The sequence below is a fragment of the Pseudomonas sp. NMS19W genome, from assembly GCF_051554255.1.
In the GTDB taxonomy this organism is placed as follows: domain Bacteria; phylum Pseudomonadota; class Gammaproteobacteria; order Pseudomonadales; family Pseudomonadaceae; genus Aquipseudomonas; species Aquipseudomonas kribbensis.
Genome location: NZ_CP136718.1, coordinates 6,421,116 through 6,444,982 on the forward strand (window position 1 = coordinate 6,421,116; position 23,867 = coordinate 6,444,982).

Here is a 23,867-nt window from a genome sequence, read left to right on the forward strand (position 1 = left end):
CGCTCCTTAAGCCTGAACCAGCGGGCCGGGGTTTTTCAGGTATTGCTCGCGGATCGCTTTCGCCGACCAGTAGGTCAGTGCGGCAACCAGCCCGGTCGGGTTGTAACCCAGGCCCTGGGGGAACGCCGAGGCACCCGGGACGAACACGTTGTGCACGTCCCAGCTCTGCAAGTAGCGGTTCAGCGCGCTGGTCTTCGGATCAGTACCCATGATCGCGCCACCGTTGAGGTGGGTGGTCTGGTAGGACGCCGTGTTGAAGTGCTCGCCGACTTTCTTGCCAAGCACGGCAATGGCTTTCGGGCCCATTGCTTGCGCGACCTTGCCCATTTTTTCGACCATGAAGCGGTTCATCTTGATGTCGTTTTCCTGCCAGTCGAATGTCATCCGTAGCAACGGCAGGCCGTAGGCATCGCGGTACACCGGGTCCAGATCGAGGTAGTTGCCACGGTAGGACTGATGCGCACCGTGGGCGTCCATCGATACCTGGTGGGTGTAGTAATCGGCGGTCGCGCGTTTCCACGCACTGCCCCAGGCCGGGGTGCCCGGCGGGTTGGAGGTGCCGGCAATCGGTCGGCTGCCCGCCTGGTTGACCCACATCGGCGAGCCGCCGACGAAACCGTGTGGCCCGTGATCGAAGTTATCGGCGTTGAAATCGTCCAGCGCCACGCCGTTGCCGCCGGCGCCGATGAAGTTGTTGGTGTGGGTGTCCTTGTCGAAGAACGCCTTGATGGTCGCCATGTTCTGGTAGGCGAAGTTACGCCCGACCACGCCTTCACCGCTGATCGGGTCATACGGCTTGCCGATGCCGGAGAGCAGCATCAGGCGCACGTTGTGCAACTGGAACGCACCGAGAATCACCAGATCCGCCGGTTGCTCGATCTCGCGGCCCTGGCCGTCGATGTAAGTGACTCCGGTGGCTTTGGTTTTCGTGCTGTCGAGGTTGACCCGCAGCACGTGGGCGTTGGGCCGCAGTTCGAAATTCGGCAGCGGTTTCAGCGCCGGCAGAATGTTCACGTTCGGCGAGGCCTTGGAATACATGTAGCAAACGTAGCCGCTGCAAAAACCGCAGAAGTTGCACGGGCCCATTTGCGCGCCGTAAGGGTTGGTGTACGGCCCTGACGTATTCGCGGAAGGCAGGTTGTAGGGTTTGTAACCGACCTCTGTGGCCGCTTTGCCGAACAGCTGTGCGGAAACCGTGTTCTTCTGCGCTTCCAGCGGGAACGGGTTCGAGCGATCCGGCGCGTACGGGTTGCCGCCCTTGCCCTGGCCGACCAGTTGGCCTTTCACGGTCCAGGCCTGGCCGGAGGTGCCGAAGACTTTTTCGGCAAAATCGAAGAACGGTTCCAGCTCTTCATAGCTGACGCCGAAGTCCTGGATGGTCATGTCCTTGGGAATGAAGCTTTTGCCGTAGCGTTCTTCGTAGTGGCTGCGCATCCGCAGCTCGATCGGATCGACACGAAAGTGCACGCCCGACCAGTGCAGGCCGGCGCCGCCGACGCCGTTGCCCGGCAGAAACGCGCCCAACTGGCGGTTCGGCAGGGCGATGTCGTTGACGCTGTGGCGGATGGTGACGGTCTCTTTGGAGATGTCCTGAAAGAGTTTTTTCCGCACGCTGTAGGTGAGTTCGTCAATCACCTGGGGATAGTTGCCGTCAGGGTAGGTGTCCTGCATCGGCCCGCGCTCCAGCGCCAGCACGTTGAGGCCAGCCTCGGTCAGCTCTTTGGCCATGATTGCGCCTGTCCAGCCGAAACCGACGATCACCGCGTCGACCTTCTTTATTACCGTTGCCATGCTCACGCCCTCTCGCCGCGAATCGAAACTGCCGGGAAGGGGTATTGCTCGTTGCGTTCCACCCAATCCATGAAATCGGCGCGGGCGCCGGGGAAGCCGATCATGGTCCAGCCGACCATGCCTTTATTGCCACCGTGGATCGGGTCGCAGAAGAACCCTTCCTTGGTGTTTTGCAGCAAAAGGTTGAAGAAAATCTTCGCCGGAACACTGTCGAATTGCGGTTTTCCGGCTTCAAGCTGCTTGAGCAGATCGTCTCGGGTAGCGCTGTCTTGCTCGGCAAATGTTTTACCGTTGAGGGATTTTGTCCACTGATCCGTGGCGGCGATGCCGAGGCGATAGATCTCTTTTGGCACCAGTTTGCTTTGCCAGCCCATCTCGGGTGCAGCGTCGGCGTTGAACGGGCCTTGCATGTACCACAGAGCACCAGCGGCGTACGGGGTGTTCATCTGACGGTCGATGTATTCCGGCACGCCGGCCTCGAGAGCGCCGGGGCCCTGGGCATCGTTGGGGATCAACTGCGCGACGGCGGCATTGATGAACGCCCACTCTTCGGCGGTGAAGTAGCTCGGCTGGTAGGCGCTTGTCTCTGCTGCAACCGATTTGGCGGGGGCCGGGGCTGGCGAGCTTTCGGGAGCCGCTTGCAGCATGCTGCTACCCAGGCCGGTGCCGGCGAGGGTGACCACCGGGATCAGGGTCAGGGATTTGCGCAAGAACTCACGCCGCGGGTTGTCTCGATCTTGATCAGACATGGGGGTGCACCTCATCAGGCATTGATGGTTATCAGCCGTTTCTGGGGACGGCTTTTTGAGTGGTCGGTTGCGACGTGGCCGGAAATGACCCGGAAAAGGGGGACGCGTCTGCAACATGATGTGACAAATGGTAGCAGCCTAACCAACCGGGTGAACCGATTCAGCCTAAAAAAGCCCAGAAATGCGACGAAGGAAGTCCCCGGCTTCACGTTTCTTTGACAATCGCCTCACAGGGATTTGACTGGACAACCCGCAAGCTGCCGCCCTCACTGACGAATCCCATACGGTCACCGCACAGCATGTCCTTGAAGCGTTTTTCCTCCGCGATCTGTTTCTCGCTGTTTGCCCTGCTCGGCTCGATTTCGGCCCATGCCGCAGATGCGCCGGTTTCTCGCCCTCCGGAATGGGCCCAACCGGTCGAAATGAAATACAACTTCTTCCAGATGTCGCCCACGCTCTATCGCAGTGCGCTGCCTGACGCTGGCGCCGTGCCGTTGCTGCAAAATCTGAAAGTGGCCACGGTCATCAACTTCCTGCCGGAGGCGGATTCGAGCTGGTTGAAAACCCCGGGCATCAACCAGGTGCAATTGCCGTATCGCACCAATCATGTCGATGACGCCGACGTCCTCAAGACCCTGCGTGCTATCCAGACCGCCGAAGCCAACGGCCCGGTGCTGATGCATTGCAAGCACGGCTCCGACCGCACCGGCCTGATGGCCGCGATGTACCGCATCGTGGTGCAGGGCTGGAGCAAGGAGGACGCCCTGAACGAAATGACCCAGGGCGGTTTCGGTGAAAGCGGCCACTTCAAGGACGGCGTGCGTTACGTGATGCAGGCTGACGTCGACAAGCTGCGTACCGCGCTGGCCAATGGCGATTGCAGCACCAGTGCGTTCGCTACCTGCTCGATGAAGAGCTGGTTCCAGACCGTCAATCTGAAGTAACCCGCCGGTTGATCGGCCGGCCGACACACAGTTCCTCACTGACCGGCCGGCCAACGAATGCCTCCACCGCTTCCAGCAACGGGCGACCGGCCCCGGGCGCAAAGAACGTTTCCCGGAACGCCCGGCCGGTCTGCGCGTTGAACACCCAGTCACGACTGAAGCGCTTGAACGCTTCCTGAGCCAGCACCCCCGACCAGACATAGGCGTAAACCGAAGCGTCGTACTGGGTCACCATGTAATCGAAACCATTGGCGAAGCGGTGACTTTCGGGCAGTTGCAGGTGAGCCATTTTGCGCTGCACGTCGGCGCAAACCTCTTCGACAGAACGCCCGTCGCCGTGGGTGGCGTGCAGCTCGAAATCGATGATCGCTCCCATCAGTATCAAGGCCTGTTGCCGACCGGAGTTAGCCTGACTGGCCGAGAGTGCGGCGTCGACTCGTGCTGCGCTCAAGCGTTCTCCCGTCTGGAAATGCGCGCCGAGCCACAGCACGAACTCCCGCGACTGACACCACTGCTCGAACAATTGCCCGGAAAACTCCGCCGCCTCATGGCCCAACTGCTGGATGCCGGAAAGGGTGTAATGGGGCGAGCGCGTCAGAACGTGCTGAAGACAGTGACCGAACTCGTGAAAAAGTACCCGCAGCTCACTGAGTTCGAGGCGGCAAGGATGGCCGTCGGTGGCCGGCGTGAAATTGCTGGAGAGTACGGCAATCGGTAGCGCCGGTCGGCCTTCGGCATTGATCCGACGATTGCGCAGTGTGGACGTTCCGGCGAAATCAGCAGCGTTATCGCGATGAAACGGGTCGAGGTAGATATAACCGATGACCTGTTCATGCTCGCTGATTTCCAGCAGTCGCACATCGTCATGCCAGTGGTCCCCACCGACCTGTTCAACGATACGGATCCCGAACATGCGTTTGCAGAACAGACAGAGTCGGCGCAGGGTGCCATCGAACGCGAAGTAGTCGCGCAGGTTATCCAGGGCTCCGGGAAACTGTTGCTGCCGCCATTGCTCGGCGAGAAATTCTTCATCCCATGGCTGGACCCGGTCGATTCCGTGTTGCCGGGCGAATGCGGCCAGTTGTTTTACGTCCTGCTCCAGGACAGGGTCAATTGCGCAACCTGGCACTGGAGAAAATCCTGACCCAGGCCGTTGTTCCGGCCATGTTTTTTGCCAGACTCAGTTGCGCGGCGTTTTCGTGGCCAAGCAAGTGGGCTTTCTGCTGGCGCAAGGCAAGCAGCTTCGTCAGCACCGGGCCGTTATCGAAGCGCCCGGCCAGTGGCCCCTGATCGGAAGCGCGGGTCGCGTAGGCCACACAGCATTCCTCGCGTAACGCACGATTCTCGGCGTATTTAAGGATGTGCTGGCAGGTGTTCTGGTCCAGGCGAATCAGCCAGCCTTCATGTCCGGCCTCGTGTGCGGCGCGCGCCAGGTGATCCTTCATCGACGGGGACAGGCCCGCAAGCTGTGCAATATCGTCGACCCGTTTGCTCCAGGTTTCGGTCCAGCGTTCGAGGTGGGTCAAAAACACCGATTCCAGGCCACCGATCTCAAGGTTCAGCCGGGCCAGTTCCTGTTGTTGCGCGGTGGGAAGGTCGATACCTGACTGCCTGAATTTACGCAGTATCCGCGCCAGCACGATCTTGCGTGACTCATCGAAACTGGCCGCGATCGAGCTCTGCGTCAGACGCTGGTAGGCCTCGTACAGCGGGCGATTGCGGGCTCTTTCGGAGCGATACTGGTTGAGTGCGAGATGGGCTTTGGCGATTTCCACGAGCCAGTCGGCATCATCGGGCCCGACCATGGACAGCGTTTCGAGAATCGACCGAAATTCACTGAGGCGGGCATCGGCTTCGTCGATGCTCAGTACCAGATCGTCCCAGCCGGGATGCTCCAGCTGAGTGGCGAGCACTTGCGCAATGATTCGTCTGTGGTCGTCGATGATGCTGTTGATCGCCGGCAGCAAATGCTCGGCGCGAATTGCCGGCCAGGGCGGCAGGGTCCAGTGTTGCAGGAGGGGATTGGTGTCGGGCACGGCGACTTCCTTCGAGGCATGGCGGAAACGGCCAGCCTACGAAGCAAGTGCGGGGGACAGGTGTTAAGCCAATACCACCTTCCACCGGAAATCGGTGGAAGGTGGTGCCGGATCAGTGTTGCTCGTCGGGCTTTTTCTTCAGCTTCGGGTTCGGGAAGAACTGCACGGCCTGAACCGTCTTGTCCGGTGCAGGCTTGAGCGCGCTGGTGTTGACCCGCGTGCCCAGTTCCTTCGGAACCGACAACCCTTGGGCATTGAGCGTATCGCTGTAGCCGCACGCCACGCATTCGCGGTGCGGGACGTCGTCCTCGCTCCACATCATCAGCTTGTCCGGCTCGCTGCACGCCGGGCAGACCGCCCCGGCGATAAAGCGTTTTTTCGTTTTCACAGGTGCCTCACTCATGCTGCCGCGTCCTCACTCAGGCCGCTGTGGCGCAAGAGTGCGTCAATCGATGGCTCACGGCCACGGAAGTCGACGAACAGCACCATCGGCTCCTGCGAGCCGCCACGGGCCAGGATTGCTTCGCGGAAGGCGCGACCGGTGTCGGCATTCAGCACGCCGTCTTCTTCGAACTTGGAGAAGGCGTCTGCCGACAGCACTTCCGCCCACTTGTAGCTGTAGTAACCCGCTGCGTAACCGCCGGCGAAGATGTGCGCGAAGCTGTTCGGGAAGCGGTTGTAGGCCGGAGGACGCATCACCGAGACTTCATCCCGCACGCCTTCCAGCACCTGCGCAACACTACGGCCATCGCCGTGGGTGGCGTGCAGTTCGAAGTCGAACAGCGAGAATTCCAGCTGACGGACCATCATCAGGCCGGACTGGAAGTTCTTCGCCGCGAGCATTTTTTCCAGCAGATCCTGCGGCAATGGCTCGCCGGTTTCGTAGTGGCCGGAAATCAACGCCAGGCCTTCCGGCTCCCAGCACCAGTTTTCCATGAACTGGCTCGGCAGCTCGACCGCGTCCCATGCCACACCGTTGATGCCGGATACGCCGGCATGCTCGACACGGGTCAGCAGGTGATGCAGGCCGTGGCCGAATTCGTGGAACAGGGTGGTGACTTCATCGTGGGTCAGCAGCGCAGGCTTGCCGCTGTCGGCCGGGGTGAAGTTGCACACCAGGTTGGCCACCGGGCTTTGCAGCACGCCGTCAATGGTGCGGCGACGGTCGCGGGCGCCGTCCATCCAGGCACCGCCGCGCTTGTTGGCGCGGGCGTAGAGGTCGAAGAAGAAGCGGCCGACGTGCTGGCCGTTTTCCTTGATCTCGAACAGGCGTACGTCCGGATGCCAGGTATCGAAGCCTTTCAGTTCGGCGATTTCGATGCCGTACAGGCGCTGAACGATGGCGAACAGGCCGCCCAGTACCTTGTCGATCGGGAAGTAGGCGCGCAGGGTTTCCTGGGCGACGCTGTAGCGTTGTTCACGGAGTTTTTCCCCGTAGAAACCGCTGTCCCAGCTTTGCAGGTCGGCGCAGCCTTGTTCGGCGGCATATGCCTTGAGCTGTTGCAGGTCCTGGGCGGCAAACGGTTTGCTGCGTTTGGCCAGGTCGCGCAGGAAGCTCAGCACCTGATCGCTGGACTCGGCCATTTTGGTCGCCAGGCTCAGTTCGGAGAAGCTGGAGAAGCCGAGCAGCTTGGCTAGCTCCTGACGCAGGTCGAGGATTTCGCCCATCACCGGGCCGTTGTCGTTCTGGCCGGCGTTAGGGCCTTGGTCCGACGCACGGGTGCAGTAGGCGGCGTAGACTTCTTCACGCAGCGCACGGTCCTGGGCGTAGGTCATCACCGCGTAGTAGCTCGGGAATTCCAGGGTGATCAGCCAGCCGTCGAGGCCTTTGGCCTGTGCGGCGGCAGCCATTTGCGCCTTGGCCGAATCGGTCAGGCCGGCGAGGGCGGCTTCGTCGGTCAGGTGCTTGGTCCAGGCCTGAGTGGCGTCGAGCAACTGGTTGGAGAAGCGGCTGCCCAGCTCGGACAGCTTGCTCTGCACTTCGGCGTAGCGTTTCTGCTCGGCTTCCGGCAGGTCGATACCCGACAGGCGGAAATCGCGCAGGGCGTGTTCCAGAATGGTTTTCTGCGCCACGTCGAAACCGGCGGCTTCCGGGCTGTTGGCCAGGGCTTCATAGGCCTGGAACAGTTCACGGTTCTGGCCCATTTCGGTGGAATAGGCGCTTAGGGCCGGCAGGCACGACTCGTAGGCTTCGCGCAGTTCGGCGCTGTTGCACACGGCATTGAGGTGGCTGACCGGGCTCCAGGCTGCGCCCAGGCGATCATTGAGTTCGTCCATCGCCAGCACCAGCCCCGCCCACGTCGGGTTCTGGCCCTGGGTCTTGAGGATCTCGGCGATGGCGGCGCGGTTGTCGGCCAGGATGGTGTCGATGGCCGGCTGCACGTGTTCGGCACGGATGGCGGAGAACGGCGGCAGGTCGTAGGACTGCAGAAGAGGGTTGTTCACGCTCACGGTTGCACCTTGGCTGGAAGAAACATGCGCCCATCTTAATTACAATCGACACCCACCGCAGCTATCGGCGACAGAGAGAGAACTAATCGTGTCCCTTCGCAAGTACCAGAATCACACCCCACGCTTGAGCCAGGGCGCTTTTGTCGACGGCTCCGCGGTGGTGATCGGCGACGTCGAAATCGGCGAAGACAGCTCCGTTTGGCCACTGACGGTGATCCGCGGCGACATGCACCGCATCCGCATCGGCGCGCGCACCAGTGTGCAGGATGGCTGCGTGTTGCACATCACCCACGCCGGCCCGTTCAACCCGGACGGCTTCCCGCTGCTGATCGGCGATGACGTGACCATCGCCCACAAGGTCATGCTGCATGGCTGCACCGTCGGCAGCCGCGTGCTGATCGGCATGGGCAGCATTGTCATGGACGGCGCGGTGGTCGAGGACGACGTGATCATCGGCGCCGGCAGCCTGGTGCCACCGGGCAAGCGCCTGGAAAGCGGGTTCCTGTACGTGGGCAGCCCGGTGAAACAGGTTCGCCCGCTGACCGACAAGGAAAACGCCTTTTTCACCTACAGCGCGGCGAACTACGTGAAGCTCAAGGACCTGCATCTGGCCGAAGGCTACGACCAGCTCTGACTTTTCTCTCTATTGCCCGGGATTTTTCATGCATTACCAGACCGTTCTGTTCGACCTCGATGGCACCCTCACCGACCCGCGTGAGGGCATCACCCGTTCCATCCAGTTCGCCTTGGCCAAACTCGGCATCGATGAGCCGGACCTGACCAAACTCGAACACTTCATCGGCCCGCCGCTGTTGCAGGCATTCATGCAGTTTTATGGTTTCGATGAAGCCAAGGCCTGGGAGGCGGTGAATTTCTATCGCGAGCGTTTCAAGGTCACCGGGTTGTACGAGAACCGGGTGTTCGAGGGCGTCACGCCGTTGCTGGAAACCCTGAATGGCCAGGGCCGGCAGCTTTACATCGCGACGTCGAAGCCGTGGGTGTTCGCCCGGGAAATCGCCCGGCACTTCGATTTCGCCAAGCACTTCAAGGTGATCTACGGCAGCGAACTGGACGGCACCCGCACCAACAAGGTCGAGCTGATTGCACACCTGATCGCCGAGGAAGGGCTGGACCAGGCCAATACGCTGATGATCGGTGACCGTAAACACGACCTGATCGGCGCCCGCAGCAACGGTCTGGATGCGGCAGCCGTGGGTTATGGCTTCGGTAGTCATGAAGAGCTGAGCGCCGAGGCGCCGGCTTATCACTTCGAAACCCTGGCCGAGTTGCATCAGGCGTTTTTGCAGCGCTGATCGTCAATCGGAGCGAAGGGCGGCCAGCTCACGCAGCGCCGCCTTTCGCTTATCAGTCGGCAATCCGCCCAGTTTCTCCACCTGTGCATAGAACTTCTGCCAATCCCCGCCCACTTGCCTGAACAGGGCAGCAAACGCCGGCACCCACTGGTCATACAGCCCGAACGGCAACAATCGCGCATTGTTCAGCGGCGCATTGACCCAGGCGTCATAACGCTTGTCCCCGGCCCACTGGCTGTCGCGCATCTCCCGATAGTCCCGGCGAAACCGTTCGAACTCGGCAGCCTTGCGTTCGCGCATCTGCTCGACGGGCATCTGTTGTGTGTACAGCTTTTCGAGCCGAGCACGGGTATCGAGGATCAGTTGAATGAACTGATCGCGGCGTTTGAGTTGAGCGTCATCTTCTGGCGGCAAGCCACGAAACGCCCGCCACTGCCGGGTGCCTTCCTGTTCGACAAACGTGGCATAGGACTCGTTGAACTCGGTGTCGTCCTTCACATAGAAACGTTGGTGGCCCAGCTCATGGAAGATCAGCGTGGCCAAGCGTTCGTCGCCCCAGCCCATCATCGAATTGAGGATCGGGTCATTGAACCAGCCCAGGGTCGAATAGGCCTCGACGCCGCCAATCGACACATCCATCCCTTGCAGGCGCTGGATTGCCGCCGCACCCCGCGCCGCACTCTGGCTGTAGTAACCGCGATAGGCCACGCACCCGGCAATCGGGAAGCAGTGGTTTTGCGGGCTCAGGGAAAACTCCGGGGTGGCGAACACGTTCCACACCACGTACGGCCGGTGGATGTCGGCGTACAGGCGATAGCTCTGGTTATCCGGCAGGTGCAGATGTTGGCTGGCGAAATCCCGAGCCTTTTGCGATTGGGCCAGGTGGGCGCGCAGCGTTGCGTCGCGGTTCGGGTCGGCAATCACCTTGGCCACCGGCTCCCGCGCCCGCAGCAATTGCAGCTGACCGCTGGCCAGCTGGCTGTAATAGCTGACGCTGGAACAACCGTTGAGCAACAAACACAACACACCCGGAAACAAAACCCGCAAAACGCGATCAAGTAACCCAAGGCTTGGAAACGGCCTGATCACAATAAGAACATCCCTGGAAAGTCTGATCGCAAGACTATCCCGCCCATTGAGCTTCGCCATGCGCATCTTGATACTGACGGGAGGCCTGCTGACGCTGGCCGGTTGTGCCGGATTCGGAATGCCTTCGCCTGACCCCTCGCAAGCCTGGATCGATCTGGACGCCCGGCAACAGGACACGGCGCTGCAAGCGCTGGAAGTCGACAGGAAGGCCGCCGTCGACAAGCGTTACTTCGAGGTACAACCCGGCAGTCATGAACTGAAGGTGCGCTATCAGTTTCCGGTGGAGGCGACCAACATCGGCCCGGACGCCGAGCCCCTGTGGCGCGATTGCCAGTTGAGCCTGAAATTCACGGACTTCAACGCCGGCCAGCGCTATCAGCTCCAGGCGGGCTACATCGGTTTCCGGCCGTGGGCCAAGCTCTATGACCAGCAGAAAAATGTAGTCGGCCAGGGCAAACCGGCAGGCTGTCAGCGCACCTGATCGGCGTTATGCTGGATGTCCGAATTCACGGACATTCATCATGCGCAAGTCAATGCTGTTGCTGGTTGCCGGTGTGCTCGCCGGTTGTCAGACGCCGATGCCCCCGGTCGACCCCAACATGGCCTGGGTCGAGTTCTCGACGCCGACCCCGGGCGGAAAACTGCTGATGGCCGAACGTCTCGACAAGCAGCGCCTGACTGACGGACGTTTTTTCCAGGTAGCGCCCGGCAGCCATGAGTTGCTGGTGCGTTTCGATTTCGAGGCGCCCGGTGGAGGAGCTGGGATGTTGAACGATCCTGTGGAGCGTCTGTGCTACCTGACGATCCGCTTCGACCATTTCGAAGCGGGTCAGCGTTACGTCTTGGAGGGGCGCTCCCTGATGTTTACGCCCAGTGCCCGGCTGTATAACGCCAAGCGGGAAATCGTCGCCGAGGATCGCGACACCTATTGCGCCATCTAGCGTGAATCAGCTGTCGTTCTTCTGGTAGATGATTGCCTTGGTGCCGTTCTCGCAAGTGCCGACGATCATGGCGACGTCGTGCTTTTCGGCTTCCTCTTTGGAGACTATCTCCAGCGTGTAGGAGGGCACGGCATTCGCCTGAATCTTGATTTCGATCTCTTTCCTGAGTTCTTCGCAATCTTTGGGTGCCGCAAAGGCCGAAGTTGCCAGCACGCCACAGATAACCGCCAAAGCAAAACGTTTCATGGTTGAAGCTCCTGGGAGCAGTGCGCACGACGATGCGCGAAAGCTGCTGTCATTTATTCGACCACATTTTTGCCTGGCGGGTTCTGATTCTGCTCAAGTCGATCAGCTGACCAGCGACGCATCCAGGCTGATCTTCGCATTCAATACCTTCGACACCGGGCAACCTTCCTTGGCCTTGTTACTCAGTTCTTCGAACTGCGCCTGGGTGGCGCCCGGAATCTTCGCCTTGAGAATCAGCTTCACTGCAGTGATCGCGAAACCGCCGTCAACCTGATCGAGGGTGACTTCGGCCTGGGTGTCGATACTTTCGGCCTTCAGCCCGGCGTCGCCGAGGATCATCGAGAATGCCATGGAGAAACAGCCGGCATGGGCCGCGCCGATCAGTTCTTCCGGGTTGGTGCCCTTGCCGCCCTCGAAGCGGGCCTTGAAGCCGTACGGCGCGTCCCGCAGGACGCCGGTTTCGGTGGAGATCGAGCCGATGCCGGTTTTCAGGTCACCTTCCCAATGCGCGGATGCCTTCTTCACGATAGCCATGTGTGCCTCCTTCAATTCGGGCGCGAAACGCCGCGCCGTCGTGGTTTTTGCCTGCAAGGCTTCTGAGGATAGACGCCGGAACAAAGTTCAGCCCGGCTGAATCGTTGACTTTTTTAGTAGGAAATTTCGGATCGGCTATTGAAACTCGGGTATATGCCCTTATTGCAGAGAACACGCTTATGAATTGGGCAGGTTTGCGTTCGTCAGGAACAAACCGGCGCCCTCAATCGGAGATGCAGGTTCATGAAGCAACTGTCCGACGTAAAGTTTTCCACCCTCGATCTGGTGCCGGTGCGCGAGAACGGCAGCCCGGCGCAGTCGCTGCGCAACTCGCTGGATCTGGCGCAGCATGTCGAGAAGTTCGGCTACACCCGGTTCTGGGTCGCCGAGCACCACAACATGGATGGCATCGCCAGTTCTGCGACTTCGGTGTTGCTGGGCTATCTGGCCGGCGGTACGTCGACCATCCGTGTCGGCTCCGGTGGCGTGATGCTGCCCAACCACGCGCCGCTGGTGATTGCCGAGCAGTTCGGCACCCTTGAAAGCCTGTATCCGGGACGGATCGACCTTGGCCTGGGCCGTGCGCCAGGTTCCGATCAGATGACCGCCCGCGCCTTGCGCCGAGAGCGCTCCGGTAGCGCCGACGATTTCCCTGAAGACGTGGCCGAGCTGGTGCGCTTCCTCGGTCCGCGAACGCCGGATCAGCGGGTGATCGCGATGCCGGGTACTGGTACCAATGTGCCGATCTGGCTGCTCGGTTCCAGTCTGTTCAGTGCGCAACTGGCCGGCGAGCGCGGTTTGCCCTACGCCTTCGCCTCGCATTTCGCGCCACGCTTCATGCATGAAGCGATTCGCGTCTACCGCAATCACTTCAAGCCGTCGGCGGTGCTCGACAAGCCGTACGTGATGCTCGGCGTACCGCTGGTAGCGGCCGACACCGACGAACAGGCCGACTACCTGGCGACCTCGGTGTACCAGCGAATTCTCGCGCTGATGCGTGGGCAAAGTCTGGTGCAGCGTCCGCCGGTGAAAACCATGGACGGCCTGTGGCTGCCTCATGAGCGTGAGGCGGTGGGTGATTTCCTTGGTCTGGCGATGGTTGGCAGTCCGCAGAAAATTCGCGCGAAACTGGAAGTGCTGGTCGAACAGACCCAGGCCGATGAGCTGATCTTCACCTGCGATCTGTACGAGCACGCCGATCGCCTGCATTCCTACGAATTGCTGGCGCAGGTGATGAAGGGCTGAGGTCTTATAGTTCTGCACAAAGATAGCCGGGTACAAAAAAGCCGACGCATTGCGTCGGCTTTTGCATTTCAGGCGCGATCAACCGCGTTTGTAGACGATTTCCTTGGTGCCGCCCTCGCACTTGCCGACGACTTTGCCGCCCGCTGCTGCACTTTTATCGACGATTTCCAGCGAATAACCGGAGACGTGTTTCGCATCCAGTTTTGCCGCGATCTCGGCTTTCACTTCTTCGCAAGGCTTGCCGGCAGCAAACGCACCACCCGCAAGGCTCAACAAACCTACTGCCAATATGAACTTCTTCATCGGTCGCACTCCCTGGTCGGATTAAAAGAGGCGGGCATCGAGTTCACTCGATGCGTCCACCCTGTAGCGCTTTGCCATTCCTATGGCATTCGGCCAGCGCGCAAGTTCAGAAGCGTAGCCCAAACTCAGCTACTGGCAATCCGGAACCCGACTTTCAGGGTCACTTGAAAGTGGGCAGCCTTGCCGTCCTTGATGTGGCCACGGGTATCGACCACTTCAAACCATTCCAGATGCTTGATGCTCTTGTTGGCCTCGGCCAGCGCGTTGTTGATGGCGTCTTCGATGCTGCTGGTGGACGAACCGACCAGCTCGACTTTCTTGTAGGTGTGATGGTCACTCATGGCGATCTCCTTGACGTGTGGATTTGAGCCTAGCAGCGATTTGCGCTGTTGATTTCGGTCGTTTCGGGAAAGCCGAGTTCAGATTTTCTGCACTTTCCAGAACCGGTGAAGTCCCAAACAACACACGCCACTCATCACCAATGCAGGAGAGCCACCATGGCCAACACCTCGTTACGCAAAGCCTCGTTGCAAAGCATGGAAGCGGAGATCGAGAGTCTGCTCAAGTCGTTGGAAAGCCTGAAAGACGACGCTTCGGACGAGTCGCGCAAGACCCTCAAGGCGCTCAAGGGCAACGCTGAAAGTGCGCTGAAGCATTCGCGCAGCCTGCTCAGCGATGCCTACGAAGAAGTCAAAGTCAAAACCCGCGAAACCGGGATCGCCACCCGCGATTACGCACAGGAACATCCGTGGACGACCGCCGGTGTGGCGGTCGGTGCGCTGGGTCTGCTGGCCGCTTACTTGCTGTTCAAGCGCGGCGAGTGATCCGCCTGGCGCAGCTCGTTCCTGAGCCACTGCGCCAATTGCCGGGCGCGCCCGTCGGCGGCGCGCTTGGGTAGCCACAACGCCAGTTGCGCCGGGGTTTCACTGAAACCCCACGGCGCGACCAGGCGACCGGCCTTCAAGTCTTCGGTCACCAGCGGTTCCGGTGCGATTGCCACGCCCAACCCGGCGACGGCCGCTTCCAGCAAGTAATACAAATGCTCGAAACCTTGCCCCAGCTTCAACGCCTTGGCGTCGAGGCCGCTTTGCTGCGCCCAGCTCGGCCAGGCTTGCGGGCGAGAGGTCGTGTGCAACAAGGGCTCGCCGAGCAAGGCCGCGGGCGGTGCGGATTGCAGTTGTTGATAGCCGCTGAACAGCGGGCTCATGACCGGCCCGATGCGTTCGCTGGCCAGCTCATAGACCTGCATGTCGGCCGGCCACGGCGGTTCGGCGAACAGCAGCAGTGCATCCAGCCCCGGGCGGCGCGGATCGAGATCACCTTCACCGGCCGACAGGTGCAGACGCAAGTCCGGCAGATCGGCATTCAGCCTTCCCAGTCGTGGAATGAACCAGCGCGCCAGTAGACTGCCGGAGCAGCCGAGCACGAACGGCGCGTCGGCGGTGCTTTGGGTCAGCTCGGCGCAGACGCTGCGCAAGCGGTCGAACGCCTCGCCGCTGGCGTCGCGCAGACGGATGCCGGCATCTGTGAGTTTCAAGCCGCGACCGTCCTTGACGAACAGGCTGACGCCAAGGTGCTCTTCCAGCACCTTGAGCTGGCGGCTGACCGCACCGTGAGTGACGTGCAGCTGCTCGGCAGCCTGGCTGACGCTGTTCAGCCGGGCAGTGGCTTCGAAGGCGCGCAGGGCGTTCAGCGGGGGAAGGTCATGGCTCATGATATCTGTGAGTTTTCCTGACAGGTTGTGGCGATCTTATCGGTTTTCAGTCTGGAAGGTCAGGGGTAGAGTGAACGCCATTGTCTTCTCGTGAAATCCGCTGGAGCGAACCATGACCCAGACTTCGAACACCTCCGATCTGCGTAACGGCCCTGACGCCAACGGCCTGTTTGGCTCGTTCGGCGGCCGTTACGTTGCCGAAACCCTGATGCCGTTGATCCTCGATCTGGCCCGCGAATACGAAGCGGCCAAGGAAGATCCGGCGTTCAAAGAGGAACTGGCCTACTTCCAGCGCGACTACGTCGGACGTCCGAGCCCGCTGTATTTCGCCGAGCGCCTGACCGAGTTCTGCGGTGGTGCCAAGATCTACCTCAAGCGTGAAGAGCTGAACCACACCGGCGCGCACAAGATCAACAACTGCATCGGCCAGATCCTGCTGGCGCGGCGCATGGGCAAGAAACGCATCATCGCCGAGACCGGCGCCGGCATGCACGGTGTGGCCACCGCCACCGTGGCTGCGCGTTTCGGTCTGGACTGCGTGATCTACATGGGCACCACCGACATCGAGCGCCAGCAGGCCAACGTGTTCCGCATGAAGCTGCTGGGCGCCGAGGTGATCCCGGTGGTCGCCGGCACCGGCACCCTGAAAGACGCGATGAACGAAGCGCTGCGTGACTGGGTGACCAACGTCGACAGCACCTTCTACCTGATCGGCACCGTGGCCGGCCCGCACCCTTACCCTGCAATGGTCCGCGACTTCCAGGCCGTGATCGGCAAGGAAACCCGCGAGCAACTGCAAGCCCAGGAAGGTCGCCTGCCGGACAGCCTGGTGGCGTGCATCGGCGGCGGTTCCAACGCCATGGGCCTGTTCCACCCGTTCCTTGACGACAAGAGCGTGGAAATCATCGGCGTCGAAGCCGCCGGTTACGGCATCGAGACCGGCAAACACGCGGCCAGCCTCAACGGCGGCGTACCGGGCGTGTTGCACGGTAACCGTACTTTCCTGCTGCAGGACGACGATGGCCAGATCATCGACGCCCACTCGATTTCCGCCGGCCTCGACTATCCGGGCATCGGCCCTGAACACGCCTGGTTGCATGACATCGGCCGCGTCCAGTACACCTCGGTGACCGACGACGAAGCCCTGGCTGCGTTCCACCAGTGCTGCCGCCTCGAAGGCATCATCCCGGCACTGGAAAGCGCCCATGCCCTGGCCGAAGTATTCAAACGCGCACCGAAGCTGCCGAAGGATCACCTGATGGTGGTCAACCTGTCCGGCCGCGGTGACAAAGACATGCAGACCGTCATGCACCACATGGAAACTTCCAAGCAGGAGAAACACTGATGAGCCGCCTGCAAACCCGCTTTGCCGAACTCAAGCAACAGAACCGCGCCGCCCTGGTGACCTTCGTCACTGCCGGTGACCCGGACTACGACACTTCGCTGGCAATTCTCAAAGGCTTGCCGAAAGCCGGCGCCGACGTGATCGAACTGGGCATGCCGTTCACCGACCCGATGGCCGACGGCCCGGCGATTCAACTGGCGAACATCCGTGCCTTGGGCGCCAAGCAGAACCTGATCAAAACCCTGCAAATGGTCCGCGAGTTCCGCAAGGACAACAGCGACACGCCGCTGGTGCTGATGGGCTACTTCAACCCGATCCACAAGTTCGGCGTCGAGCGTTTCATCGCCGAAGCCAAAGAGGCCGGCGTTGATGGCCTGATCGTGGTCGACATGCCGCCGGAGCACAACTCGGAGCTGTGCGACCCGGCCCAGGCTGCAGGCATCGACTTTATCCGCCTGACCACGCCGACCACCGATGATGTGCGTCTGCCGAAAGTGCTGAACGGCAGCTCCGGCTTCGTTTACTACGTGTCGGTCGCCGGTGTGACCGGTGCCGGTGCGGCGACTCTGGAACACGTCGAGGAAGCGGTGGCGCGCCTGCGTCGTCATACCGACCTGCCGATCAGCATCGGTTTCGGTATCCGTACGCCGGAGCAAGCCGCGTCCATCGCGCGTCTGGCCGATGGTGTGGTGGTGGGTTCGGCGCTGATCGATCACATTGCCAACGCAACCACGCCGGCTCAGGCCATCGACGGCGTACTGAGCCTGTGCTCGGCGCTGTCCGAAGGCGTGCGTAAGGCCCGCGTCAGCTGAAGGTAAAGTTCCTGATACAGAGGAATTAGCGCTTCGCCGCACAGACTAAATGAGCAAGACCGAGGGATTCAGGACCACGTTCTGAATCCCTTTTTGCTGTCAGTGCAGTGAGGAAAACCCATGAAAATGCCGAAACGTCTGATTGCCAGTCTGGGCGTGCTGATGATCAGCGCCACGCCGCTGCTGGCCAGCGCCGACCCACGCGACGATCACGACCACGGCGGCCCGCAACAGGGCCACTACGACGATCGCGGTGGCGACCATCATGATTGGCAAAGCAGCCACCGTGGCGGCCCGCCACCGCGTGACTTCGGGCCGGTGCGCCAGGTGATCCGTGACAACCACGGGTATTTCGTTCGCGGTGCACCGCCGCCTCCAGGCATTCGTCTGGAACGCGGTCGGCCGTTGCCCCACGGTTATTACGGCGAGCGGCTGGATGCTCGGGCGTTGGGGCGTTTGCCGGTGTATCCGGGCTATGAATGGCGTCGGGCCGGTGGCGATATCGTGTTGATCGCAGTCGGTACCGGGATTGTCTACGAAATTCTGGATGGCGTTCTGTACTGATTTGCAGGCAATAAAAAAGACCGCAGCCATGCTTAGGCTGCGGTCTTTTGTTTTTCAGGGCCGTTGTTTTCAGGGCAGTTCCAGGCCACCCGAGGCTTTGTGCAGTTTGCGCAAGTGTTCGCCGATTTGCTTAACGTTGGCCTCGTTGGCGGCAATTTCTGCTGCTCGCTTGGGCTCCAGCAGTGCACGCACTTCCTTGTCCAGATCACCGCTCAGCACCAAAAGCTGTTTCTGGCGCTGACTGCTTTCAGCTTCCAGTCGGCTGAACTCGCTGGGTTGCGGCAGGCCGTAACCACGAGAATCGAGCAGTTCCGCCGGGCGGCTGAGGAAGCCGCTGTTGGCGAGGATTTGCTGCAACGTCGCGTTGGCTTTATCCATGCCGCCGTTTTCCAGCTCCCGGGCGCCGAGGTAGCGTTGCTTGACCTCATCCTGGGCCAGCAGCAACTGGCGACGGAAGCTTGCCTGCTCCAACAACAGCAACGCAGCACTGGTACGCAGGTCGGCGCGTTCGAACCATGGCCGCCGCTCTTCGGCAGACAGCGACAGCCATTCCTCGACGCTGGTCTGCTTGATCGGCAATTGCTTCTTCAGCACCTCGAACATCGCCTGATAGCGATCGCGGAACGAGTCGAAGCGGTAACCGAGACGCAATGCCTCTTTGGGGTTGTCCAGCACGCTGGTATCCGCCAGGCCCCGGCCCTTGAGCACTTCCAGCAGGCCGTTGGGCATGATGCTGTCGAGGCCGACAAGCTGCGAGTTGTTGCTGCCACTGCGCAGCAGTTTCAGGCTTTCTACCGCGCAGTTGTTGGACAGGAAGAAGTAGTTGCCGTCGTAGCTCCAGTGCATTTCGGCGGCGTGTTCGACCACGTCTTCGATCTCGCTGCGCGACAGGTTCAGCGGCACCGAGGCGAGGCTGCGCAGTTCGGTCTTGGTGTATTCGTCGATCACTTGCGCCAACGGCAGGACAAACAGGCGCGACGGGTATTTGCCAACCAGTCCGTCCCAGCTCGACAGCTGCACATCGCCGACGAATGCGCGGTAGGACAGCACCAGATGCTGGTCCAGGTCCAGTCGGCAGTCCGGCCCACGTGGCCGGCCCGGGGCGCAGATCACCAGGCGCAACATGCTGTGTCCCCAGCGGCTGACCCAGTTCTGATTCGCTTCGGCCAGCAGGTAATCGATGGCGTAGACCCGTTCCGGATCGACCTGCCCCAACGGCTGCTTGGCAAAGTCGTTGCCGGCATTCAGGAACGCGAAGGATTTGGCGCAGGTGTCCTTTTCCGACGGCGCCCAGCCGAAGTGTTCCTTGTAATAGCGATACAGCGCCGGACGGCGGCAGGCGTAGCTCGGGTCGAGGAGGAAGTACTCCATGTTGACCGCGACGAACTCCTTCGGACTGGAGATTTCGTACAGGTCCGGGCTGCGGGCGATCTGCCGGTTGTGCTGTTCACGCTCGCCACGGCGACCGACGTATTGCTGCCAGCCGGCGAGGTCGAGCAGGCGCGGGTCATCGCTGAGGGTGAAGCGCCGGTCGTTCTGGCCACGGCACTCGTCCGGCAGGCCGATCAGTCCGGCACTGTTGTTGCGGCGGGTGCAGCGCTGGATCAGCGTGCGTTCGGCGGCTGGCCACAGGCGTGCGCGGTCGTAAATGTGGGTGATTTCGTGCAGTACCGTGGCCAGCAATTCCTGCCGGACAGTGCCGTGGGGGCGACTGGTCTTTTGTTTGGCTGCGCTGCCGTCGGTGAGACTGGCGAGCAGTTTGCGGTTCAGGTCCAGCTCGGAAACAAGAGCCGCCTCACCGTAGGCATTGTCGGGCATCTCGTCGGTCCAGCCGACATCGATGCGTCGATCCAGGCGTTCGATGAAGCTGGGCGGCAGTTTCTGCATCGCTTCATCGAGCAGCGCCTGGCTGGCCTGTTGTTGGGCGGGGCTCAGACCCTCGGTCTTGAGCCGCAGTTGCAGGCTGGCGTGGGCGTTGCTGCCGATCAGCAGCAGCGCCCCGGCCAGCAGCCAGGCGCTGAGAGATTTCACAATGCGAGGATGGCTTCGGCGAGTACCTGGTCACTGGCGTCGCGGGCTTCCGGCACGCGGGTACGCAAGGTATTGAGGGCGGCTTCCAGGTGCGCGCCACGGATATCTCCGTTGCTGGCAACGAAGCTGGCGGCGTCGTCGTGGGCTTCGCGGATGATTTTCGAATCGCGGATCGACGTGGTGGTGTCGGAAGTGAAATCGATGGTGCGCTGGGAGGCACGAACGATGATGTTACTGGTGGCTACCAGGGTGTGCGCCTGGGCCATATCGGCCAACAACAGCAGGCCAAGGGCGGCAGCAATCAGCGGGCTACGCATGGAACGACTCCGAAGGGGACAAGAATAACTATTGGACGAGAATTGCCTGTGCCAGTTCAAGGTCGCTTACATGAATTTTTGGCCGGGATTTACGCAGGTAATGCAGCGCGGATTCCAGCTGGGCGCCTCGTAATTGGCCGTCACTGGCAACGAATGCCGCAGCATCATCGTGGGCGGCGAGCACTAGTTTACGGTCGAAAGGCGCGGAAGACACCATGCTGGTGGCGTAACCGCTGACAACGGTGTTTTGCGTCGAGACATCAAAGGCATCGACCGAGGTCGCCCAGCAGGCAGTGAGCAGAACAGAAGGGATAAGCAGATTTTGATAAAAACGCATGGGTCTCAGGAGCTGTTAGCGAGTCCCAAGGCTAGCGCAATGCCCGGCCCAGAGCCAGCGGCGAAACATCGGGACACGGCTGGCGTGTCCCTTACAGCAACGTCGAATCAGATCGCCAGGATGGCTTGTGCCAGTTGTGCGTCGGTCGCATTCAGTTGCGGTGCCTGATGGCGGATGAGATCCAGGGCACTTTCCAGTTTCACGCCGCGAATCTGGCCTTCGCTGGCAACGAAGCTGGCAGCATCGTCACGGGCAGCGATCACGACTTTGTTGTCACGCAGCGAAGAGCTGACGTCGGAAGTCGCGTCCGAAGAGGACTTCAGCGCGCCAACAACGGCGTCGGTGGTCACGATGAAGCTGGTGGCGCTGGCATTGGCAGCCACGGCCAGCAGGGCGGCAGCGCTGAGCAGGCGAAGACGGGACATGGTGTAACTCCTCTGGAAATTTCGTATTGAGAGGTGGCTTGGTGTCTGGGGAGTCAGACGCCAGTCGCACGGCATTCGCCACGTTCTGCCCGGATATTAGGCCTGTGTGGGAGGTTTCGCACAGAGGGCAAAATGCTAGCGCCAGAAGGGTTTCTCCAGCTCGTTCAGTCGATCCGCGTGGCTGAGACCGATATCGGCGAGATCCCGCCCATCGAGTTGAGCCAGCAGGCGCCTTGTCCTGGCGCGTTCCAGGCCTTGCCAGAAGCCTTTGAATAGCCGCCGTAGAAGACCGCAGCGGGGAGAGCGATCGACCGTAACTGCTGAAACATCCTGTAAGTGATTCATGACGTCTTCCTGTGGAGGCGGAAGGTCATGTTGATCTCAATGCAGTGAGCACGGCAGATACACCGTGGCAAAATTGTACTGGTTCAGTTTTAGATTTTTAGAAACTGTACCTGTCTGCGATACAGGCACCTGTATCGCATGTTTTCCGACCCCAAAACGACAAGACCCGTCGCGGTTTCCCGCAACGGGTCTTGTGTGTTCAATTCGGGTTGCTGGCGGTGGGTCTGGTGACCAGAGCCAGCGACGCTACTTAGCGCCAGAACGGCTTGCTGAGCTCTTCGTAGCGTTGTGCTTCGCTGATACCGGCGTCAGCCAGCAGACGCGAATCCAGACGAGCCAGTTGGTGGCGGCTGGAGATGCGGCGCTGCCACAACATCAGGTTGGCGATAACGCGCAGAGGCAGGGAAGCCTGGGTTTTTGCAGCTTTGTCTTCGAAGAACAGTTCGGAACTGAGTGTACGTTCCATGGTTGACATCCTTCCGCTTGTGGCGGGATCAGGTAGTGGTTTAACTGGTGCCCATGATCCTCTCGTTTGGCCAGACTCTCTAGATACAGTTCACTTGTATTGTGAGTGACCAGTTAACTGTTTATAGGGGGTGTACGGGTCAAAATCGCGCAAACTGTACCTGTCTGCGCTTATTTGGTGCATTTTTGCTCGATTCGATGATTCGAGTAGGTAAAAGCTGTAGGAAAAGACCGGTACAGCAGTACAGTTTTTGACGATGTGGGGAGTTTTCAAAATCCCGCTGGCGAAACTGTGTTTGCGCCAGCGGAATATCTGTGCGGATCACGCCTTCAGCATGCGTCCGGTTTCTTCCAGATTGATGTGCCAGCTCAGGGCATCGCGCAGGATGTGCGGGGTGTGGCCGCCGATGGCGCAGGCTTTGTCGAAGTAATCATTCAGCGCCTGGCGGTAGTCCGGGTGCACACAGTTGTCGATGATGACCCGGGCGCGTTCCCGTGGCGCCAGGCCACGCAGGTCGGCCAGGCCCACTTCGGTTACCAGGATGTCGACGTCATGCTCGGTGTGGTCGACATGGCTGACCATCGGCACCACGCTGGAAATCGCGCCACCCTTGGCAATCGACTTGGTCACGAACACCGCCAGGTGCGCGTTGCGCGCGAAGTCGCCCGAACCGCCAATGCCGTTCATCATCCGCGTGCCGCAGACGTGGGTGGAGTTGACGTTGCCGTAGATGTCGAACTCGAGCGCCGTGTTGATGCCGATGATGCCCAGACGCCGAACCACTTCCGGATGGTTCGAGATCTCCTGCGGGCGCAGCACCAGTTTGTCCTTGTACTTCTCCAGGTTGCCGAACACGTCGCTGTTGCGCCGCTCCGACAGGGTGATCGAACTGCCCGAGGCGAAGCTCAGCTTGCCGGCGTCGATCAGGTCGAAGGTCGAGTCCTGCAGCACTTCGGAGTACATGGTCAGGTCTTCGAAGGGCGAATCGATCAGTCCGCACATCACCGCGTTGGCAATGTTGCCGATCCCGGCCTGCAGCGGGCCGAGCTTGTTGGTCATGCGTCCGGCATCGACTTCCTGCTTGAGGAAGGTGATCAGGTGATCGGCGATGGCTTTGGTGTCGACATCCGGCGACGACACGGTAGACGGCGAATCCGACTGCTGGGTGATGACGATGGCGACGATCTTCTCCGGCGGAATCGGGATCGCGGTGCTGCCGATGCGATCATCGACCTTTACCAGCGGAATTGGCGTGCGGGTCGGGCGATAGGTCGGGATATAGATGTCATGCAGACCTTCGAGGTTGGCGTTGTGCGCCAGGTTGATCTCGACGATTACGTGTTTGGCGAAGATCGCGAAGCTCGCCGAGTTGCCCACCGAGGTGGTCGGCACAATGTGACCCTGTTCGGTGATGGCCACGGCTTCGATCACTGCGATGTCCGGCAGCTTCAGTTGCTGGTTGCGCAGTTGTTCGACGGTTTCCGACAGGTGCTGGTCGATGAACATCACTTCGCCGGCGTTGATCGCCTTGCGCAAGGTGCTGTCGACCTGGAACGGCATGCGCCGGGACAGGACGCCGGCCTCGGTCAGTTGCTTGTCGAGGTCGTTGCCCAGGCTGGCACCGGTCATCAGGCTGATCTTCAGCGGCGTGACCTTGGCTCGCTCGGCCAGCGCATGGGGAACGGCCTTGGCTTCGCCGGCGCGGGTGAAGCCGCTCATGCCGACGGTCATGCCGTCCTCAATCAGCGCAGCGGCGTCGGCGGCGCTCATCACTTTATCCAACAACGAAGGCAGGCGAATACGGTCACGGTACATGGATTATTTTCTCGGGCAGCGAGTAGCAGGATGCGCAGTCTAGTGAATTTCGCG

At 60.8% G+C, this 23,867-nt stretch carries 29 protein-coding genes; 10 read left to right on the forward strand and 19 right to left on the reverse strand.

Annotated elements, in window-relative coordinates; translation table 11 throughout:
* Nucleotides 1-6: 6 nt before the first annotated feature.
* Complete coding sequence (locus tag R1A29_RS29565; protein ID WP_438300282.1) at nucleotides 7-1,791, reverse strand: GMC family oxidoreductase; 1,785 nt, start codon at nucleotides 1,789-1,791, stop codon at nucleotides 7-9.
* Nucleotides 1,792-1,793: 2 nt separating this feature from the next.
* A complete protein-coding gene (locus R1A29_RS29570) occupies nucleotides 1,794-2,540 on the reverse strand; it encodes a gluconate 2-dehydrogenase subunit 3 family protein (RefSeq protein WP_438300283.1) in 747 nt (248 codons plus the stop codon).
* Nucleotides 2,541-2,839: 299 nt separating this feature from the next.
* On the opposite strand from R1A29_RS29570, the gene R1A29_RS29575 reads away from it, so the two are divergent.
* Nucleotides 2,840-3,484 carry a dual specificity protein phosphatase family protein gene (locus R1A29_RS29575; protein WP_085713019.1) on the forward strand — a complete coding sequence of 215 codons (645 nt, stop codon included), beginning with the start codon at nucleotides 2,840-2,842 and terminating at the stop codon, nucleotides 3,482-3,484.
* Here the strand turns inward: R1A29_RS29575 and R1A29_RS29580 are convergent.
* From R1A29_RS29580 to prlC, 4 genes are all read right to left on the reverse strand, one after another.
* Entirely contained in the window at nucleotides 3,471-4,613 is a 1,143-nt protein-coding gene (locus tag R1A29_RS29580; protein ID WP_438300284.1) for a M3 family metallopeptidase, read from the reverse strand. The two genes, R1A29_RS29575 and R1A29_RS29580, sit on opposite strands and share 14 nt — an antisense overlap.
* Nucleotides 4,594-5,520, reverse strand: coding sequence for a M3 family metallopeptidase (locus R1A29_RS29585; RefSeq protein WP_438300285.1), 927 nt, complete (start codon nucleotides 5,518-5,520; stop codon nucleotides 4,594-4,596). Before R1A29_RS29585 ends, R1A29_RS29580 begins: the two co-directional genes overlap by 20 nt.
* 112 nt (nucleotides 5,521-5,632) lie before the next feature.
* Nucleotides 5,633-5,923: a YheV family putative zinc ribbon protein gene (locus R1A29_RS29590; RefSeq protein WP_007953955.1), complete on the reverse strand. Its 291-nt coding sequence runs from the start codon at nucleotides 5,921-5,923 to the stop codon at nucleotides 5,633-5,635.
* Nucleotides 5,920-7,971, reverse strand: a complete 2,052-nt coding sequence (gene prlC, locus R1A29_RS29595; RefSeq protein ID WP_114880906.1) for an oligopeptidase A — start codon at nucleotides 7,969-7,971, stop codon at nucleotides 5,920-5,922. The genes R1A29_RS29590 and prlC overlap by 4 nt, the downstream gene beginning before the upstream one ends.
* Before the next feature lie 88 nt (nucleotides 7,972-8,059).
* On the opposite strand from prlC, the gene R1A29_RS29600 reads away from it, so the two are divergent.
* Together R1A29_RS29600 and R1A29_RS29605 are read left to right on the forward strand one after the other, a co-directional pair.
* A complete protein-coding gene (locus R1A29_RS29600; protein WP_064379538.1) occupies nucleotides 8,060-8,605 on the forward strand; it encodes a gamma carbonic anhydrase family protein in 546 nt (181 codons plus the stop codon).
* A gap of 28 nt (nucleotides 8,606-8,633) precedes the next feature.
* Nucleotides 8,634-9,284: an HAD family hydrolase gene (locus R1A29_RS29605; protein ID WP_438300286.1), complete on the forward strand. Its 651-nt coding sequence runs from the start codon at nucleotides 8,634-8,636 to the stop codon at nucleotides 9,282-9,284.
* A 3-nt stretch (nucleotides 9,285-9,287) separates the two neighbouring features.
* Here R1A29_RS29605 and R1A29_RS29610 read toward each other — a convergent pair whose 3' ends face one another.
* A complete protein-coding gene (locus R1A29_RS29610) occupies nucleotides 9,288-10,373 on the reverse strand; it encodes an aminopeptidase (RefSeq protein WP_438300287.1) in 1,086 nt (361 codons plus the stop codon).
* A 58-nt stretch (nucleotides 10,374-10,431) separates the two neighbouring features.
* Here R1A29_RS29610 and R1A29_RS29615 point away from each other — a divergent pair, with 58 nt between their 5' ends.
* Both R1A29_RS29615 and R1A29_RS29620 read left to right on the forward strand, forming a co-directional pair.
* On the forward strand, nucleotides 10,432-10,854 hold the full coding sequence (locus R1A29_RS29615) for a hypothetical protein (RefSeq protein ID WP_432218196.1): 423 nt from the start codon (nucleotides 10,432-10,434) through the stop codon (nucleotides 10,852-10,854).
* Between the two features lie 40 nt (nucleotides 10,855-10,894).
* Entirely contained in the window at nucleotides 10,895-11,314 is a 420-nt protein-coding gene (locus R1A29_RS29620) for a hypothetical protein (protein ID WP_438300288.1), read from the forward strand.
* A gap of 6 nt (nucleotides 11,315-11,320) precedes the next feature.
* Here the strand turns inward: R1A29_RS29620 and R1A29_RS29625 are convergent, their stop codons facing one another.
* Nucleotides 11,321-11,560: a DUF1161 domain-containing protein gene (locus tag R1A29_RS29625; protein WP_085713012.1), complete on the reverse strand. Its 240-nt coding sequence runs from the start codon at nucleotides 11,558-11,560 to the stop codon at nucleotides 11,321-11,323.
* Nucleotides 11,561-11,662: 102 nt separating this feature from the next.
* The gene (locus R1A29_RS29630) at nucleotides 11,663-12,094 is read right to left on the reverse strand and encodes an OsmC family protein (RefSeq protein WP_438300289.1); all 432 of its coding nucleotides are present in this window, start codon (nucleotides 12,092-12,094) and stop codon (nucleotides 11,663-11,665) included.
* 243 nt (nucleotides 12,095-12,337) lie between these two features.
* Here R1A29_RS29630 and R1A29_RS29635 point away from each other — a divergent pair, with 243 nt between their 5' ends.
* Nucleotides 12,338-13,339, forward strand: a complete 1,002-nt coding sequence (locus R1A29_RS29635) for an LLM class flavin-dependent oxidoreductase (RefSeq protein ID WP_134828656.1) — start codon at nucleotides 12,338-12,340, stop codon at nucleotides 13,337-13,339.
* 78 nt (nucleotides 13,340-13,417) lie between these two features.
* On the opposite strand, the gene R1A29_RS29640 is transcribed toward R1A29_RS29635, so the two are convergent.
* A complete protein-coding gene (locus R1A29_RS29640; RefSeq protein WP_438300290.1) occupies nucleotides 13,418-13,642 on the reverse strand; it encodes a DUF1161 domain-containing protein in 225 nt (74 codons plus the stop codon).
* Nucleotides 13,643-13,767: 125 nt separating this feature from the next.
* Complete coding sequence (locus tag R1A29_RS29645; protein WP_003220389.1) at nucleotides 13,768-13,983, reverse strand: dodecin; 216 nt, start codon at nucleotides 13,981-13,983, stop codon at nucleotides 13,768-13,770.
* A gap of 156 nt (nucleotides 13,984-14,139) precedes the next feature.
* On the opposite strand from R1A29_RS29645, the gene R1A29_RS29650 reads away from it, so the two are divergent.
* The gene (locus R1A29_RS29650) at nucleotides 14,140-14,466 is read left to right on the forward strand and encodes a DUF883 family protein (protein WP_007953918.1); all 327 of its coding nucleotides are present in this window, start codon (nucleotides 14,140-14,142) and stop codon (nucleotides 14,464-14,466) included.
* On the opposite strand, the gene R1A29_RS29655 is transcribed toward R1A29_RS29650, so the two are convergent.
* Complete coding sequence (locus tag R1A29_RS29655) at nucleotides 14,439-15,356, reverse strand: LysR family transcriptional regulator (RefSeq protein ID WP_179693110.1); 918 nt, start codon at nucleotides 15,354-15,356, stop codon at nucleotides 14,439-14,441. The two genes, R1A29_RS29650 and R1A29_RS29655, sit on opposite strands and share 28 nt — an antisense overlap.
* Before the next feature lie 112 nt (nucleotides 15,357-15,468).
* On the opposite strand from R1A29_RS29655, the gene trpB reads away from it, so the two are divergent.
* The 3 genes from trpB (at nucleotide 15,469) to R1A29_RS29670 (ending at nucleotide 18,077) form a co-directional block, all read left to right on the forward strand.
* Nucleotides 15,469-16,701, forward strand: a complete 1,233-nt coding sequence (gene trpB, locus R1A29_RS29660; protein ID WP_085713009.1) for a tryptophan synthase subunit beta — start codon at nucleotides 15,469-15,471, stop codon at nucleotides 16,699-16,701.
* Complete coding sequence (gene trpA, locus R1A29_RS29665; protein ID WP_438300291.1) at nucleotides 16,701-17,513, forward strand: tryptophan synthase subunit alpha; 813 nt, start codon at nucleotides 16,701-16,703, stop codon at nucleotides 17,511-17,513. The genes trpB and trpA overlap by 1 nt, the downstream gene beginning before the upstream one ends.
* Before the next feature lie 120 nt (nucleotides 17,514-17,633).
* Complete coding sequence (locus R1A29_RS29670) at nucleotides 17,634-18,077, forward strand: anti-virulence regulator CigR family protein (protein WP_114880913.1); 444 nt, start codon at nucleotides 17,634-17,636, stop codon at nucleotides 18,075-18,077.
* Nucleotides 18,078-18,146: 69 nt separating this feature from the next.
* On the opposite strand, the gene R1A29_RS29675 is transcribed toward R1A29_RS29670, so the two are convergent.
* From R1A29_RS29675 to R1A29_RS29705, 7 genes are all read right to left on the reverse strand, one after another.
* Nucleotides 18,147-20,108, reverse strand: coding sequence for a DUF7844 domain-containing protein (locus R1A29_RS29675; RefSeq protein WP_438300292.1), 1,962 nt, complete (start codon nucleotides 20,106-20,108; stop codon nucleotides 18,147-18,149).
* A complete protein-coding gene (locus R1A29_RS29680) occupies nucleotides 20,105-20,425 on the reverse strand; it encodes a DUF2388 domain-containing protein (protein ID WP_065260625.1) in 321 nt (106 codons plus the stop codon). Before R1A29_RS29680 ends, R1A29_RS29675 begins: the two co-directional genes overlap by 4 nt.
* 28 nt (nucleotides 20,426-20,453) lie before the next feature.
* The gene (locus R1A29_RS29685) at nucleotides 20,454-20,762 is read right to left on the reverse strand and encodes a DUF2388 domain-containing protein (RefSeq protein WP_438300293.1); all 309 of its coding nucleotides are present in this window, start codon (nucleotides 20,760-20,762) and stop codon (nucleotides 20,454-20,456) included.
* 107 nt (nucleotides 20,763-20,869) lie between these two features.
* On the reverse strand, nucleotides 20,870-21,187 hold the full coding sequence (locus R1A29_RS29690) for a DUF2388 domain-containing protein (protein ID WP_085713004.1): 318 nt from the start codon (nucleotides 21,185-21,187) through the stop codon (nucleotides 20,870-20,872).
* A gap of 135 nt (nucleotides 21,188-21,322) precedes the next feature.
* On the reverse strand, nucleotides 21,323-21,532 hold the full coding sequence (locus R1A29_RS29695; RefSeq protein WP_438300294.1) for a DUF1127 domain-containing protein: 210 nt from the start codon (nucleotides 21,530-21,532) through the stop codon (nucleotides 21,323-21,325).
* A 250-nt stretch (nucleotides 21,533-21,782) separates the two neighbouring features.
* The gene (locus R1A29_RS29700; protein ID WP_003220409.1) at nucleotides 21,783-21,998 is read right to left on the reverse strand and encodes a DUF1127 domain-containing protein; all 216 of its coding nucleotides are present in this window, start codon (nucleotides 21,996-21,998) and stop codon (nucleotides 21,783-21,785) included.
* A gap of 321 nt (nucleotides 21,999-22,319) precedes the next feature.
* Complete coding sequence (locus R1A29_RS29705; protein ID WP_438300295.1) at nucleotides 22,320-23,813, reverse strand: acetyl-CoA hydrolase/transferase family protein; 1,494 nt, start codon at nucleotides 23,811-23,813, stop codon at nucleotides 22,320-22,322.
* Nucleotides 23,814-23,867 lie beyond the last annotated feature (54 nt).

Excerpts from the sequence above, each read along its gene's own strand:
- R1A29_RS29565 (WP_438300282.1), bottom strand. The coding sequence starts at position 1,791 with ATGGCAACGGTAATAAAGAAGGTCGACGCGGTGATCGTCGGTTTCGGC.
- R1A29_RS29570 (WP_438300283.1), bottom strand. The coding sequence starts at position 2,540 with ATGTCTGATCAAGATCGAGACAACCCGCGGCGTGAGTTCTTGCGCAAA.
- R1A29_RS29575 (WP_085713019.1), top strand. The coding sequence starts at position 2,840 with ATGTCCTTGAAGCGTTTTTCCTCCGCGATCTGTTTCTCGCTGTTTGCC.
- R1A29_RS29590 (WP_007953955.1), bottom strand. The coding sequence starts at position 5,923 with ATGAGTGAGGCACCTGTGAAAACGAAAAAACGCTTTATCGCCGGGGCG.
- R1A29_RS29605 (WP_438300286.1), top strand. The coding sequence starts at position 8,634 with ATGCATTACCAGACCGTTCTGTTCGACCTCGATGGCACCCTCACCGAC.
- R1A29_RS29615 (WP_432218196.1), top strand. The coding sequence starts at position 10,432 with ATGCGCATCTTGATACTGACGGGAGGCCTGCTGACGCTGGCCGGTTGT.
- R1A29_RS29620 (WP_438300288.1), top strand. The coding sequence starts at position 10,895 with ATGCGCAAGTCAATGCTGTTGCTGGTTGCCGGTGTGCTCGCCGGTTGT.
- R1A29_RS29625 (WP_085713012.1), bottom strand. The coding sequence starts at position 11,560 with ATGAAACGTTTTGCTTTGGCGGTTATCTGTGGCGTGCTGGCAACTTCG.
- R1A29_RS29630 (WP_438300289.1), bottom strand. The coding sequence starts at position 12,094 with ATGGCTATCGTGAAGAAGGCATCCGCGCATTGGGAAGGTGACCTGAAA.
- R1A29_RS29635 (WP_134828656.1), top strand. The coding sequence starts at position 12,338 with ATGAAGCAACTGTCCGACGTAAAGTTTTCCACCCTCGATCTGGTGCCG.
- R1A29_RS29640 (WP_438300290.1), bottom strand. The coding sequence starts at position 13,642 with ATGAAGAAGTTCATATTGGCAGTAGGTTTGTTGAGCCTTGCGGGTGGT.
- R1A29_RS29645 (WP_003220389.1), bottom strand. The coding sequence starts at position 13,983 with ATGAGTGACCATCACACCTACAAGAAAGTCGAGCTGGTCGGTTCGTCC.
- R1A29_RS29650 (WP_007953918.1), top strand. The coding sequence starts at position 14,140 with ATGGCCAACACCTCGTTACGCAAAGCCTCGTTGCAAAGCATGGAAGCG.
- R1A29_RS29655 (WP_179693110.1), bottom strand. The coding sequence starts at position 15,356 with ATGAGCCATGACCTTCCCCCGCTGAACGCCCTGCGCGCCTTCGAAGCC.
- trpB (WP_085713009.1), top strand. The coding sequence starts at position 15,469 with ATGACCCAGACTTCGAACACCTCCGATCTGCGTAACGGCCCTGACGCC.
- trpA (WP_438300291.1), top strand. The coding sequence starts at position 16,701 with ATGAGCCGCCTGCAAACCCGCTTTGCCGAACTCAAGCAACAGAACCGC.
- R1A29_RS29670 (WP_114880913.1), top strand. The coding sequence starts at position 17,634 with ATGAAAATGCCGAAACGTCTGATTGCCAGTCTGGGCGTGCTGATGATC.
- R1A29_RS29680 (WP_065260625.1), bottom strand. The coding sequence starts at position 20,425 with ATGCGTAGCCCGCTGATTGCTGCCGCCCTTGGCCTGCTGTTGTTGGCC.
- R1A29_RS29685 (WP_438300293.1), bottom strand. The coding sequence starts at position 20,762 with ATGCGTTTTTATCAAAATCTGCTTATCCCTTCTGTTCTGCTCACTGCC.
- R1A29_RS29690 (WP_085713004.1), bottom strand. The coding sequence starts at position 21,187 with ATGTCCCGTCTTCGCCTGCTCAGCGCTGCCGCCCTGCTGGCCGTGGCT.
- R1A29_RS29695 (WP_438300294.1), bottom strand. The coding sequence starts at position 21,532 with ATGAATCACTTACAGGATGTTTCAGCAGTTACGGTCGATCGCTCTCCC.
- R1A29_RS29700 (WP_003220409.1), bottom strand. The coding sequence starts at position 21,998 with ATGGAACGTACACTCAGTTCCGAACTGTTCTTCGAAGACAAAGCTGCA.
- R1A29_RS29705 (WP_438300295.1), bottom strand. The coding sequence starts at position 23,813 with ATGTACCGTGACCGTATTCGCCTGCCTTCGTTGTTGGATAAAGTGATG.